The organism is Limosilactobacillus fastidiosus (genome assembly GCF_014145505.1).
In the GTDB taxonomy this organism is placed as follows: Bacteria; Bacillota; Bacilli; order Lactobacillales; family Lactobacillaceae; genus Limosilactobacillus; species Limosilactobacillus fastidiosus.
Window position 1 is genome coordinate 124,124 of record NZ_JACIUZ010000011.1, and the last position, 13,254, is coordinate 137,377.

Below are 13,254 nucleotides of genomic sequence, written 5' to 3' on the forward strand. Positions count from 1 at the left end.
TCTTCTGCGTCTTTTTTGTTTGATCCCATTACGAAAAGCTTGTACTACTTACTACTCCTCATCTTGACTCTTTTTCTTAAAAACCTCACGAGGTTTAGAACCATTAGCTGGGCCAATATATCCTCGTTGTTCCATATCATCAATAATTCTTGCAGCTCGATTATAGCCAATCCGAAACCGGCGCTGAATTAATGAAGTGGAAGCCTTTTGTTGGTCAACCACGAAAGCTAACGCCTCTGGAAAAAGCTCATCTTCATCCTCAAGCTTTTCCTCTTGTTCAATTTCATTATCAGTAACAACCATCTTCTGGTCATATTCCGCTGGACGCTCCTTTTTTATAAAGTCCACTACTGCTTCAACGTCTTGATCAGAAATAAAGGCTCCCTGAACACGAACTGGTTTATTTTGGTCGATTGGCTCAAACAACATATCCCCTCTACCGAGTAATTTTTCAGCACCATTAGTATCAATAATTGTTCGAGAGTCAACCCCACTTGAAACAGCAAAAGCAATTCTTGATGGAACATTCGCCTTAATTAAACCAGTAATGACATCAACCGAAGGACGCTGAGTAGCCAAAATCATATGGATACCAGCGGCTCGTCCCATTTGTGCAATTCGGACGATTGCATCTTCAACATCATGAGAAACAGTCATCATTAAATCAGCCAATTCATCAACAATTACTAAAATTAATGGTAACGCTGGTTGTTCGGTTGCGTCTTCTTGCTCGTTGTTCTCCCGGACAAGTTGGTTATACCCATTTAGGTTACGGACTCCAAATTGGGCAAACAGTTCATAACGATGTTCCATTTCAGCAACTACCTTTGCTAAGGCTTTAGCCGCCTTCTTTGGTTCAGAAACAACCGGGCTTAATAGGTGTGGAATTCCGTTGTAGACGCTTAATTCTACTTTTTTAGGATCAATCATCAAAAATTTTACCTGGTGGGGCTTAGCCTTCAATAAGATACTAGTAATAATATCGTTAATTGCAACTGACTTCCCGCTTCCCGTTGCACCGGCAATTAAGAGGTGAGGCATCTTGGTTAAATCAGCCATCATCACATCCCCCGTAACAGTTCTTCCCAGTGGAACATTCATTGGTTGATCATCATGGGGCATTGATTCTACCATATCACGAAACCCAACAGTCGCAATTTGCTGGTTGGGAACTTCAATTCCAATTAATGATTTCCCAGGAATTGGTGCCTCAATCCGAATATCTTTTGCAGCAAGCGCTAGGGCTAAGTCATCCGCCAAGTGTGTAATTCGACTCACCTTAACCCCTACTGCTGGACGTAATTCATATTTTGTCACTGATGGTCCAAGGTTAACATTCTCAACAGTTGCATCAACGCCAAACGACTTTAAAGTATCCTGTAGTTTTTTAGTATTCTTCTTAATCGCGTGTAAATCATCTTTTTGATCAGTTTGCGGAATCTTAGTCAATAAACTTAATGGTGGTAACTGGTAATCAGTATCTTCCTTTTCAGTGGTAGTAGCCAACTGCAAATCATCATTAGAAGTTTGTAACTCTTGAGATTTTTGGCTTTTACCCGAAGCCTCATCGTTGCTTGTACTGGCCACTGTAATCCGTGGCTCGGCTACTTTGGGAGTTACTGGATGTTGAGAAGCATTAACATTCTTTGAATCTTTTTGGACAGGTTTTAACTGGTCAGCTAAAGAAGTAATTTGCTCCTTAACTGGTTGCTTCATGCGGGGTTGGACTAAAAGTGATTGTCTAACTCGTCGAATAAGCATTGGTATATTCTTTAATTGGCGACCAAGACTACTTAAATACTGTTCCCAGGGAATCGCAAAAAAGATGATAATTCCCACAATAATCATTAACCATGCTAAAAAAGCCGTTCCCTGGCGACCAATCAAATAGTTACTTCCAGTATAGAGAAATGCTCCTACCATCCCCCCACCAATGTTAGTAGAATTACTAGTCTGAAAAAAGACCTTAGTTAAATTACTCCAAGTTATAGATATAAAATTAGCATGGAGGTTCAAATGGTTAAACATTAAATAGTGTAACCAAATTAATCCTCCACAATACGCAATAACAAATCCGCTAATCCAACGACGGTTATACCTTGGTTGGTGACCGAAAAAGGTTAATGATAATCCAGAAATAAGGACAAGGATCATTGCTACCGGATAGGATCTACCAACCAGGAAACTAAATAAGCCCACTAATATTTGACCAATCGCCCCAAGATTAAATAACCCAATAAGCATCAAAAACGCAAGGATTATTCCTACTAAATTATCAACAATCCTTGTTTGACCTTTTTTACTTACAGTTCGGCGACGACCAGTTCCTGATCGCTTCTTTCTTGCCATATTATTCCCCACTTATTTTAATTTATCAAAGTGATACTTATGTACCCGTGCTAAATTCGGAAATCTTTGCTGACGAAGAGCCTCATAAATCACAATGGCCGCACTATTCGACAAGTTTAATGCCCGAATATTGTTATCGTTTTGTGGGATGCGAATAGCGTTTTCTGGATACCGACGCATAAATTCTTCTGGTAGCCCAGTTGTTTCCTTACCAAACAGGAAATAGTGATCTCCAGAAGTTGTATAATCAACATCAGTATAATCACGGCTTGCAAATTTAGATACAAGATAGAGCTTACTAATATCAGAAACGGTAGAAATAAACTCGCGTAAATCATCATGATAGGTAATTTTTACCTTGTCCCAATAATCTAATCCCGCTCTCTTCATATGCTTATCATCTGTTGAAAATCCAAGCGGCTTAATTAAATGTAATTCCGTATTCGTTCCGGCACATGTCCGAGCAATATTTCCAGTGTTTGCAGGAAACAATGGTTCAAATAATACAATATGGTTGGTCATCATAATTCTCCTTAGACAAATAAAAAAAGCAGGGTCTCGGTGTTGGCACGGCGAAACGCTGCTTTAATGAAGTACTCTTTGACAATTACCAACGAATTTGTTCGATGTCAATTGTCAAACGATTTCTCATAAAGTAATTTACCACCTTTAATTAAAATTGGCAATACCATTAACTACTTTTTTTATAGAAAGTTGAAAATAATTTCTTCAGTCTCACTTTTTTCCTACCAACAAGCTAACATCAACGGTAATTGAATGAAAATTTGTCAGCTCATCATCGGTAAGTTGTTGGGCGTTCTTCCCCCAACTCATTGGCGTCATCTTAACCATATCTGTAATTAAGTCGTTAGGAAGGTCAAATTGATACCGAACGCGCAGTACCTGTGCATCTGGGTAGTGCTTCTTAAATAATTCAAGGACCTTACTATTATCATAGTGGTAATGTTGATCTTCGTTTCCATATAGTAAGTGCCGCAATTCCAAAAGATAGTCTGCATTAGGAATTACCTTAATTAGGAGACCATTTTCTTTTAAGACCCGATTAAATTCTTGATAATCAGACGGAGAAAATAGTTCTAAAACTGTATCAAAGGATTGGTCAGTAAATGGCAACTGGCGAAGATCGGCAATACAAAAGAAAGCTTTCATATTAAGTTGAGTTGCCAAGGTAATTCCAGGTTTTGAAATATCAAAGCCTACATAAAAGTCCCGCTCTTTGCGAAGTGACGCTAATTGCGCTAATGGTGTCCCTTCACCTGTACCCACATCAAGAATTGTTTGGGGAGTTGTCGGGAGTAGCTGGTTAATCCGTTCAATTATTGGTTTAAATAATCCTGCAGAAAGTAATTTTCGTCGTGAAATAAACATTGCCCGATCATATTCTGTTGTTCCCTGAGTATTTAAAAAATGAAGGTAACCATGACGATTAAAATCAATTGCATGGCCTTTTTCACAAACAAGAGTATTTCCCGTTAAATTTAAATAACGATGGTGACAAACGGGACATTGAAATAGTTCAAGACGACTTTGAACCAAATTTTCAGCACGCTCAATCTTTTTCACTTTAATTTCTCCTATTTTTTTATTATTTACAGTGTACCATAGCTAGTATTAGACTTGCTGAATTGCTATCATAGAGATGAACAATTTCAAAGGAGGCAGTTTAATTTGACTGAACAATTTTTGATCGGTACCTATACCAAAAAAGATAGTAAGGGTGTTTATAAAGTTACCTTGGATCCTGAAAAAGAAGAGATTACTAACGTCGAATTAGCTATTCCGTCACAAAAGCCAGCCTACTTACAAGTAGGTTCCGATAAGCGCGTTTATGCGGTAAAGCAAATTGATGACCAAGGTGGTGTTGCATCATATTCACTAAAAGATGATAATGCAAAGATGCTCAGTAAGGTTCTTGCAGCAGGAGCTCCTCCAGCATATGTTGGTCTTGACGAAAAGCGTCATTTGCTCTACAGCGCTAATTACCATACTGCAAAAATTGACGTCTTCAAGATTAACGCAGATGGAACCTTAACTCAGACTGACTCAGTTCTTCACCAAGGTGCTACCGGTCCTCAACCAGAACAGGATAGCCCACATGTTCACTTTGCTGACTTAACTCCTGATCAACGCTTGGTTGTCTGTGATTTAGGGATGGACCTAGTTGTCGTTTATGACGTTTCTGCTGACGGTAAATTAACTGCTGTTTCTCGTTATAAGTCAGAAGATGGTTTTGGTTCTCGTCATATTGCATTCCATCCTAATGGTAAATATGCTTATCTTCTCGGCGAACTAAGCAGCAAGCTTGAAGTACTAAAGTACAATGCAACCGATGGAACCTTTAGTCACGTCCAAACCATTAAGACAATCCCTGATGATTGGACAGCTCATAATGGTGCTGCTGCTATCCGTCTTTCAAAGGATGGGAAATTTATTTACACTTCAAACCGTGGGGAAAACACCATTGCTGTCTTTGAAGTTCAACCAGACTTCACCGTTAAGCATATTCAATCAATTTCAACTGAAGGTGACTTCCCTCGTGACTTCAACCTCAGCTCTGATGAATCGTTCTTGTTAGCCTCTAACCAAAATAGTGATAACTTAACCCTTTACAAGCGCGATGCTAATACTGGTAAGTTAACCTTATTGCAAAAGGATGTTACATGCCCTGAACCCGTTTGTGTTCAACGCTTTTAATAAAGTGGGTTAAAAATTTATCTAATTCCTTAAATAAAATAATAACCCTCCGGAGTCCGGCTTTGTCAGACACTGGAGGGTTATTTAAATTGTTGCTTAAATTAAATCAATTAACTTTTGAAGCTCTTCTGGAAGTGGTGCACGAACTTCGATATATTGTTGCTGGAAAGGGCTATAAAACTTCATCCAGTAGCAATGAAGTGCTTGACGAGAAATTAACGGCTCACCACCATACATCTCGTCCCCAATTAACGGGTGTCCCAAATAACGAAAGTGAACCCGGATTTGGTGAGTCCGTCCGGTATGAAGACGAATTCGTAATAGTGATCCCCTCGTTGATGATTTCTGTAACCAATATTCTGTAACCGATGGCTTTCCCGTAGAAATTACGGTTCGCGTGACAAATTTTTCTGGATCACGATCGATTGGTGCATCAATATATCCGTGGCTAGTATTAATTTGTCCCCCCACAACCGCATAGTAATTTTTCTTTACTTGATGTTTTTTTAATTGCTGGTCCATAATTGCATGAGCAAAACGGTGTTTCGGAAAAACTACCAAACCACTTGTATCTTTATCTAATCGTGTTGCAACATGAATCACTAAATTTTCGTAGCCTTGTCGTTCATAGTAACCACGAACTCGGTTAACTAAACTATCAGCAACTGTTACGTGATGGGCAGGAACAGTCGCAATCCCCGCCGGTTTATTAAGAACCAAGAAGTCACGATCTTCATAAACAATTTGAATTGGTAGATCGCTAGGAATAACGTTATCATTAGCTTTTTCTGGAAGTAAAATCAGTGAAAAACGATCACCAGGATTCACAGTATCCACTGTCCATCGATCCTCACCATTAATTTGCATTTTTCCGCCATGATAAACAGCAACCTTAATCAGACTTGCACTAACACCTTCATGTTTTAGTGCAGAACGTAATTTCCGTGGCTCGTATCCACTATATTGCCATTCAAACTTCATTACTTTACTCCACCAATAAACGAATCATTAACCCGGTGCCAGAAGTTATTATGCCGATATTGAGCAAAATTAATTCGTTTCTTTGCAACTTGATAGGTAATCTCTATTAATTTTCGTTCTCCCACGGAGGGTTTTAGACGCACTTGATCACGATCACAGGTCATTACATGGCCATTAAGATCTTTTAACCGAAGCATCAGTTTTGATTCAGAACCAAAAATAATTGGAGATCCTAAAGTCCTAAATACCCGATTATTTAATGAAGCCATTTCTGCAAGCTGAAAGCCAACAATTTGTGGATCCATAATTGCACCACCAACGGATTTGTTATAAGCAGTTGACCCCGTTGGCGTAGAAATGCATAATCCATCCCCCCGAAAGGTTTCAAATAATTCATTATTGATAAAAACATCGCAGACCATAGTCTTTGTAATGTTACGAACGGTTGATTCATTTAAGGCTGTATAGTGATCAATCGAGCCATCAGAATAAATTGCATGCATATCAAGAAGTGGATATGATACCGATTGACCACTATCATTAACCAAACTATCAACCAAATCATCAATTTCGTAATTTCGCCAGTCGGTATAAAAGCCTAAGTGTCCCGTATGGATCCCAACAAAGCGAATTTTATCCAAGAGAGCTTCATAATGGTGGAACGCAGATAGTAATGTCCCATCTCCTCCAATCGTAATAACAACATTAGGAGCATTTTGATCTAAAACAAGTCCAGCCTTACTTAACTCTGCCTTAAGCAATTTGCTAATCCGTTGTGATTCCGACGTCTCATTGTTATAAATTGCGACTCGCATATAATCTCCTTATCTATCCGGGATATTCTGATCTCCCGGCGTCCGATTTGAAAACATTGTTTGTGCCTCTTGAATTTCTTCCCGAATTTCTGACATTTCATTATCAAGTTTAAATGCAGCTTCCGCAGCACGCTGTAATCTTGCTGACAATTCTTCTGGAAATTCACCTTGGTACTTATAATTTAATGAATGTTCAATAGTTGCCCAAAAATTCATCGCTAATGTCCGAATTTGAATTTCAGCAAGAATTCGCTTTTCACCAGTAATTAATTGAACTGGGTATTCAATTACAATGTGATAAGAACGATACCCACTCGGCTTAGCATTACTGATATAGTCACGTTCTTCCAAAATTATCATATCACTTCGTTGACGAAGTAAATCGACTACTTGGTAAATATCCTCCACGAACTGGCACATAATCCGTACTCCAGCAATGTCTTGCATATCTTGTTCAAGTCGATCTTCTTGAACGTGCCGGCGAACCATTTTCTCTTTAATGCTATCAACCGGTTTTACCCGACCAGTAACAAATTCGATTGGTGAATGCTGTGTTTCATCTTGATACTGTTTCCGAATACCTCTTAACTTAATCTTCAATTCATTAACAGCTTGTTGGTAAGGTAGTAAAAAGTGTTGCCAATCTTCAACCATATATAACCCTCCCATTAAAGTACGCATTTAATTCTAGCACACTCATCCCCTCAACAGCATAAAACTGGTTCATAAATCATAATTCTTTACAAATTTATTTTTTTTTGTAAAATAAATTTGTTTAGAAAAGAAATTAAGTTAGTATTAAACGAGGGGGAGCATTTAATGCTAGAAATATATTTATTTATCAATCCACTTGGGAGTCGTTGCTTCCGCTGCGAACGCGACGTTCTTAAAATTGATCATCAACTTAACACAAAAGTTAATTATCGCTTTATTCCATTTTTCAATATGGCAACAATCCAACAAACAATTGAATTTTACCATCTTGATCCACGTAGTTTAGCCGTTCGTCAAAATGTTTCTAATACTATTTATCGAGTAATTCTTGACTATATGGCAGCATCTTTTCAAGGAAAAAAGCGGGGGCGCCAGTTCCTCTTGATGTTGCAAGACGCGTTAATTAAAGAAGACAGTAACTACAGCGATAGTTTAGTAAAAAACATTGCTTTACAATCCAAACTTGACCTCAAAATGTTTTTAGAGGATCGTAATTCCACTTTAGCTAAAAAGACCTTTCACCAAGACCAGCAATTCGCCCAAAGCTTAGGAATTACAAGGCCATCTACTGCAGTAGTCTTTGATACAAAGCAATCGCACTACGGTTTTTTACTTAATAACTTTGACTACGAAACTCTTATTACTGCCTATAAGAATAAACAATTAGAGAATGACCCATCGATAGCTAACTTCGTTAAGCACTACCAATCTCGTCCTTTAACTAAAACAATGCAAAAATAGTAAAATAAGAAAAATTAACCTTCAAAGTCTAATTTATACTTTGAAGGTTATTTTATTATTAGTTAATACTGAAGATAAGCATTTTTTAAACCATAATCAACTAATTTTCCTAATAACTTTATTGATTCCTGATACGAAATCTCTGCCATTTGCTCATTAATCTTACTTAAAAATTCGGTTATGTCATCTTGCTTTGCAAACTTTTTATCTGCTTGGTGTTGAATTGCTAACGTTTGAGTCATTACTTGCTCCGAAAAATCTTCAATTAGGGATTCTACTTTTTGGTAATGCTGATCAGCGATCGCCATAATAACATGATTTAACCAGTAACTATCTTTAATATCAAATGTCGTTGTCGTATCACGATAATGTTGTGGAGTTTCTTTAACATTAGCATAGAAGGGAACCACAACATTAACCGTATTAGGACCAAAAGCTAGCCAATGGATAGCGCTAAGTTGCGGATCAATATTATTCCTAATTTGAAGGAGATGGAGCTCAAGATTACGATTTAATGCAATTGAACGGAATGGTGCATTCTTTACAACATAAGGATCATATTCAGTATCCTGATAATGAGAACTCATTAATTTCTTAATCTCTTGGATTGTAATTTTATGTTGCGGATAATTAATAAATGGTAACATCTGATCAGTTGGCTTATTCCCTCGCTCGCCACTCAACTGTTTTTCCACAAACCAAGCCCGTGGATTATTATAGTGAGCATCACGGTAAGTACTGCTACCAAATATTAACCGGAGATTGTAGTTGCCTTCCTCAGGATTAAGGTAATTGAGATCAATCAATTCTTTTAAATCAGCAGAACTTAATGTTGCTGTCGATGAGAAATCAAAATTAGTAATGTTTAACCTGTTTGGTGCAATTACGTAAGATTCATCAGGAATTCTCATTGCGGCCCAGTGGTGACCTCCAAGCGTCTCTAAATACCACACTTCATCTTTATCGCCAAAAGCCATCCCATTCGCTTCATATGTTCCATACTTCTCTAAGAGAGAGCCTACTCGTTTTACGGCTTGTTTAGCTGTCTTAACGTATGGCAAAACTAAAGTTAGAAAATCCCCCTCACCGATTCCATCTTCACTATTATATGGATCAAGACTGAGGATCCGAGAATTATTCGTAATTGTCTCGGTAGCAGTCATTGAAACATTAGCGGAGTTGATCCCACTCGCTCCAAAAATACCAGCACTGCTATCCGCATCAGGAGTTGAAGTGTAACGCAACGAATTAGCCGGTAAATCAATTTTGAATTTAGTCACTTTACTTTCGTAATGCTGGGGTTGCTTTTCAGGAGTAACTACAATAAACCGTTGAGGATCAAAGTTATTTGAATAATCTTCAACCCGACAAACAATCGTTGAACCATCTATAGTTGCTTTTTTCCCGGCAAGAAAAGTTGTACAAGTATGACGTCCCATTTAAATCATCCCCGACTTTTATTTTTTCATCTCTATTATTTCATATTTTATTGATATCCACTAAGCAATTTTTGAACTTCTTGCTCCTGCTCCGCAAGGGAACGAGACGAACGAGGATATTTAACTAAAATAATTCTTTTCTTTCTCCTTACAATAATGCCACACCTAATTAATTGCCCAGTAAATAATCTTAGGTAGGTATTAATTAATATCATCGGAGGAAGGCAAGGAAAGATTACCCATTCACTAGCTTCTACCTTCCTTAACATCTTTATCCACGAAGTTTGACTAAAACTAGTAAATAACGGTATATCAGCTAATTTTCTGCATACTAAATAACGCCAATATATTTCTGGATGTTTAGTGACCTGAATCCCCCTTAACCGCTGATGACAAATAAGTGGCAAGCCATTACGCAGAAAATTCATTTTAGTTTCCGGTAATGATATAAGTTGATGGAGTGTTCGGTAATTCTTATTAATTTGTCTTAAATTTAATCGTTGTTCCCAAATAGTAGCATTCTCTATCTTAATAGCTGCTGATTTAATATTCCAGAAAATTAGTCTATATCGGTTATTTAGTAATTGAATAAATTTTTGAGTTTGTCGTTGGTGAATTTTTAACTCATATGGCGAACCAAGAAACCAGTAACATTTTATCCCGAGTTTCTCATAACCACGAGTCCGCTCTTGAAGGTCTATTAATGATAAGGGACTACATTGAAATTCAATTGCTACCTGACGTCCCTGGACATTAAGTAACACGTCCGCCCGTTGTTTTAATGATGAAATGTAGACTTCAAGTTCTGGATACCAATTATTCTGTCGTGCCCATTCAAATATTTGTTGTTTTCCTAAAAGGTGTTCATAACTTTCCCCTTTTTGCAGTTGACATTTACTATTGACACCATGGGCAAAATGAGCAACTTTACATTTCCCCTTCTTAAGAATCAGTTGCTCTCCACATTCTGGACAATAATATTCCTCTCTTTTATTAGCGTTGAATGCATTTACAAATTGATCATTAGATTTAGCAACTAGCAACTTATTTACCCTCCCTAATATATAAGACGGTAAATTCTTTAAAATGCATTAAAAAAGTACCCTTATGATATTTAAGGGTACTTTTTATTTAACTAAAATAATGCTGAATCAAATGTAACGCCGAAATTTCCATCAGTTTTTTGGAATGCTCGGCTAAATAATCTGAGGCAATATTAGTTGGTTCTCCATATTCGTATGCTAATGCAATCTGGTTCTTTATTTCTTCATCAGTATTTTCATCTGTAACCAAGTACTGTAAAGTCAAGTAGTATTGCCTTTCGTACTTATAGAGTTCACTAACAACATTGTAATCATCAGCAATCTTTGCATACTGAATTAGATCATCAAACTGTGCAAACTTAACAACAATTAACTTTGTTAGTGGTTCTGCGCCGTTTGCTGGAGAAGCATATTCATCAGTATCTTCGAACGATTGCTCAGATTCATCAGTTCTCGATTTCTCACTTCGCTTTTGTGCAATACTTCGACGAATATAATCCGCAATTGCATCAGTTTGCTCGCTATCAGCTCCAGTAATTTGATCATTTTTACTAATAAATAATTCTAAGCCATTTCCTGTAGGCATTACCTGAAATGTTACAGAATCATTATCTTGAAATTGGTGAGTAGAATCAACTTCCTTCAATATACTATAAAAGAAATCTTGAATCTGTTTATGATCACTTAACAAGTCCAAAATTTTAATTCCCCGTTCCTCCAGGTCGTTCGAGTCGACTAAAACACGAATCGTATTTTCATTAATGCGCTCCATCTCCATTAAAAGCACCCCCTTCGACTCGAGTTATGTAATTACTACCATTCTAACCAATTTACCACAAAAGTAAAGAAAGAAAAGGCGCAACATAAAGCTCGCTCGAGTCAGTATATTGCGCCTGTTTAATTATAGTTAAATCGTGTTAGCTTTCTGTTCAGCTTCCGCTAATTCTAATTCACGAACTTGACGAGGAAGGAAGCAACGAATCTCATCTTCATTGTAGCCAACCTGAAGCCGTTTTTCATCAACAATAATTGGTCGCCGTAACAATCCAGGATTCTGACTAATCATTTTATACAACTGCTCCATTGGCAGTTCATTCAAATCGACATTCAATTTTGAATAGGCTTTAGAACGCTTAGAAATAATATCTTCCGTTCCATCTTCTGTCATCCGTAATATGTTCTTTATCTCACTCACATTAAGTGGTTCAGAAAAGATATTTCTTTCTTTAAAAGAAATTCCGTTTTCTTGTAACCATGTCTTTGCTTTCCGACATGAAGTACAACTTGGAGACGTGTAAAGTGTAACCATTAATAAAAAGCCTCCTTTAGAGCTAATTCCTTATACAAACTTATAGCTACAAGATTAATTATACAATGTTTTTAATATTAATAAAAGTGCCAATAGTTATTAGTTACTTTTAGTAAGCAAAATTATAACATGTGACTCATGTATTTCAAGCACTTTTAAGGATAATTAATTATTTTAAATTAACATAAAGAATTGCAGTTTTATTGTTTCTCCTTAAAATTACTGATAATTGGTAATTAAGGAAAAGAAAGTATTATAATAAATCTATACAATTAAAAGGAGGAACTGCCATGTTATCACAATTAAGCTTAACCTTTGGATCACGGCAAATCTTGCAAGATATTATTGATAAGTACCCAGATAGAAAATTCAAACTTATGCAAGCATCAGAGCATAGTCATAATTTAGCATTATTTGATTTTTCTAATAAGCCAACAGTTTTCAAGTCACCAGTTGAATATACAGTTTTAGGAGAACAACTAAGTAGTGAATACAGAGGAATTCTTTATTATCAATCCTTCCAAGTTGATAATGATCATCAAAAGATCCTCTTTAATACGCTTAATAAGATAATTGACAATTCAAATCCACTGATTAATGGACAAGCTTTTCTCCAAGTCGATAACAAAGAAGAAAGTACTACATTCGTTCTTCTAACTGCATTAAATGATTTAGATGAATTAATGACCTGGAAGAAAACCGATTCATTTAAGCAACTTGATAGTTTTACCACTCGAGATCCTAATAATACATACTATGATGAAGTATATCGTCCATTAATGTAATTAAATTTTAATAACACAAAAAGGACTTCCATTATTGATGGGAGCCCTTTTATTGCATAATTCATCATAAACAAAAAAACAACCAAGAAAAATCTTGATTGCAACAAACGGTCCGTACGAGACTCGAACTCGTGATCTCATCCGTGACAGGGATGCGTCCTAAACCAACTAGACCAACGGACCAAATTGCGGGGGCTGGATTTGAACCAACGACCTCCGGGTTATGAGCCCGACGAGCTACCAGACTGCTCTACCCCGCGATAATAAAAAAGTGACCCGTGCGGGATTTGAACCCACGATACCAGCGTGAAAGGCTGGTGTCTTAACCACTTGACTAACGGGTCATGAAAACGGAGAAGGAGG

At 37.1% G+C, this 13,254-nt stretch carries 13 protein-coding genes and 3 tRNA genes; 3 read left to right on the forward strand and 13 right to left on the reverse strand.

Annotated features, from left to right (window positions below; translation table 11 throughout):
* Window positions 1–51: 51 nt before the first annotated feature.
* The 3 genes from H5R64_RS00880 to H5R64_RS00890 form a co-directional block, all read right to left on the reverse strand.
* Window positions 52–2,349 carry an FtsK/SpoIIIE family DNA translocase gene (locus H5R64_RS00880; protein WP_182580000.1) on the reverse strand — a complete coding sequence of 766 codons (2,298 nt, stop codon included), beginning with the start codon at window positions 2,347–2,349 and terminating at the stop codon, window positions 52–54.
* A gap of 12 nt (window positions 2,350–2,361) precedes the next feature.
* Entirely contained in the window at window positions 2,362–2,871 is a 510-nt protein-coding gene (trmL, locus tag H5R64_RS00885) for a tRNA (uridine(34)/cytosine(34)/5-carboxymethylaminomethyluridine(34)-2'-O)-methyltransferase TrmL (RefSeq protein WP_182580002.1), read from the reverse strand.
* 213 nt (window positions 2,872–3,084) lie between these two features.
* Window positions 3,085–3,933, reverse strand: coding sequence for a methyltransferase domain-containing protein (locus tag H5R64_RS00890; RefSeq protein WP_182580004.1), 849 nt, complete (start codon window positions 3,931–3,933; stop codon window positions 3,085–3,087).
* Window positions 3,934–4,038: 105 nt separating this feature from the next.
* Between H5R64_RS00890 and H5R64_RS00895 the strand changes: the two genes are divergently transcribed.
* Window positions 4,039–5,064 carry a lactonase family protein gene (locus H5R64_RS00895; protein ID WP_182580006.1) on the forward strand — a complete coding sequence of 342 codons (1,026 nt, stop codon included), beginning with the start codon at window positions 4,039–4,041 and terminating at the stop codon, window positions 5,062–5,064.
* A 96-nt stretch (window positions 5,065–5,160) separates the two neighbouring features.
* Here H5R64_RS00895 and H5R64_RS00900 read toward each other — a convergent pair whose 3' ends face one another.
* From H5R64_RS00900 to H5R64_RS00910, 3 genes are read right to left on the reverse strand one after another with little or no spacing between them, the layout of a single operon-like run.
* Complete coding sequence (locus H5R64_RS00900; protein WP_182582541.1) at window positions 5,161–6,045, reverse strand: RluA family pseudouridine synthase; 885 nt, start codon at window positions 6,043–6,045, stop codon at window positions 5,161–5,163.
* Entirely contained in the window at window positions 6,045–6,860 is an 816-nt protein-coding gene (locus H5R64_RS00905; RefSeq protein WP_182580010.1) for an NAD kinase, read from the reverse strand. Before H5R64_RS00905 ends, H5R64_RS00900 begins: the two co-directional genes overlap by 1 nt.
* 9 nt (window positions 6,861–6,869) lie before the next feature.
* A complete protein-coding gene (locus H5R64_RS00910) occupies window positions 6,870–7,514 on the reverse strand; it encodes a GTP pyrophosphokinase (RefSeq protein WP_182580012.1) in 645 nt (214 codons plus the stop codon).
* A 165-nt stretch (window positions 7,515–7,679) separates the two neighbouring features.
* Between H5R64_RS00910 and H5R64_RS00915 the strand changes: the two genes are divergently transcribed.
* On the forward strand, window positions 7,680–8,315 hold the full coding sequence (locus H5R64_RS00915; protein ID WP_182580013.1) for a DsbA family protein: 636 nt from the start codon (window positions 7,680–7,682) through the stop codon (window positions 8,313–8,315).
* A 62-nt stretch (window positions 8,316–8,377) separates the two neighbouring features.
* Here H5R64_RS00915 and H5R64_RS00920 read toward each other — a convergent pair whose 3' ends face one another.
* The 4 genes from H5R64_RS00920 to spxA all read right to left on the reverse strand — a co-directional run bounded on the left by H5R64_RS00920 (window position 8,378) and on the right by spxA (window position 12,106).
* On the reverse strand, window positions 8,378–9,754 hold the full coding sequence (locus H5R64_RS00920) for a C69 family dipeptidase (RefSeq protein WP_182582543.1): 1,377 nt from the start codon (window positions 9,752–9,754) through the stop codon (window positions 8,378–8,380).
* Window positions 9,755–9,801: 47 nt separating this feature from the next.
* Window positions 9,802–10,797 (reverse strand): competence protein CoiA, encoded by a 996-nt coding sequence (locus H5R64_RS00925; protein ID WP_182582546.1) that lies wholly within the window; start codon window positions 10,795–10,797, stop codon window positions 9,802–9,804.
* 88 nt (window positions 10,798–10,885) lie between these two features.
* Window positions 10,886–11,575 (reverse strand): adaptor protein MecA, encoded by a 690-nt coding sequence (locus H5R64_RS00930; protein ID WP_182580018.1) that lies wholly within the window; start codon window positions 11,573–11,575, stop codon window positions 10,886–10,888.
* A 129-nt stretch (window positions 11,576–11,704) separates the two neighbouring features.
* Complete coding sequence (spxA, locus tag H5R64_RS00935; protein WP_182580020.1) at window positions 11,705–12,106, reverse strand: transcriptional regulator SpxA; 402 nt, start codon at window positions 12,104–12,106, stop codon at window positions 11,705–11,707.
* 290 nt (window positions 12,107–12,396) lie between these two features.
* Between spxA and H5R64_RS00940 the strand changes: the two genes are divergently transcribed.
* On the forward strand, window positions 12,397–12,891 hold the full coding sequence (locus tag H5R64_RS00940; RefSeq protein ID WP_182580023.1) for a hypothetical protein: 495 nt from the start codon (window positions 12,397–12,399) through the stop codon (window positions 12,889–12,891).
* A gap of 108 nt (window positions 12,892–12,999) precedes the next feature.
* Here H5R64_RS00940 and H5R64_RS00945 read toward each other — a convergent pair.
* The 3 genes from H5R64_RS00945 to H5R64_RS00955 all read right to left on the reverse strand — a co-directional run bounded on the left by H5R64_RS00945 (window position 13,000) and on the right by H5R64_RS00955 (window position 13,235).
* Window positions 13,000–13,074: transfer RNA gene (locus tag H5R64_RS00945), tRNA-Asp, on the reverse strand.
* A 3-nt stretch (window positions 13,075–13,077) separates the two neighbouring features.
* Window positions 13,078–13,151, reverse strand: a tRNA-Met gene (locus H5R64_RS00950).
* Window positions 13,152–13,163: 12 nt separating this feature from the next.
* Window positions 13,164–13,235 (reverse strand) — tRNA-Glu (locus H5R64_RS00955).
* Between the last annotated feature and the right edge of the window lie 19 nt (window positions 13,236–13,254).

Bases quoted from the DNA above. Each gene is read 5' to 3' on its own strand.
- H5R64_RS00880 (WP_182580000.1), bottom strand. From the start codon at position 2,349: ATGGCAAGAAAGAAGCGATCAGGAACTGGTCGTCGCCGAACTGTAAGT.
- trmL (WP_182580002.1), bottom strand. From the start codon at position 2,871: ATGACCAACCATATTGTATTATTTGAACCATTGTTTCCTGCAAACACT.
- H5R64_RS00900 (WP_182582541.1), bottom strand. From the start codon at position 6,045: ATGAAGTTTGAATGGCAATATAGTGGATACGAGCCACGGAAATTACGT.
- H5R64_RS00905 (WP_182580010.1), bottom strand. From the start codon at position 6,860: ATGCGAGTCGCAATTTATAACAATGAGACGTCGGAATCACAACGGATT.
- H5R64_RS00910 (WP_182580012.1), bottom strand. From the start codon at position 7,514: ATGGTTGAAGATTGGCAACACTTTTTACTACCTTACCAACAAGCTGTT.
- H5R64_RS00915 (WP_182580013.1), top strand. From the start codon at position 7,680: ATGCTAGAAATATATTTATTTATCAATCCACTTGGGAGTCGTTGCTTC.
- H5R64_RS00920 (WP_182582543.1), bottom strand. From the start codon at position 9,754: ATGGGACGTCATACTTGTACAACTTTTCTTGCCGGGAAAAAAGCAACT.
- H5R64_RS00930 (WP_182580018.1), bottom strand. From the start codon at position 11,575: ATGGAGATGGAGCGCATTAATGAAAATACGATTCGTGTTTTAGTCGAC.
- spxA (WP_182580020.1), bottom strand. From the start codon at position 12,106: ATGGTTACACTTTACACGTCTCCAAGTTGTACTTCATGTCGGAAAGCA.
- H5R64_RS00940 (WP_182580023.1), top strand. From the start codon at position 12,397: ATGTTATCACAATTAAGCTTAACCTTTGGATCACGGCAAATCTTGCAA.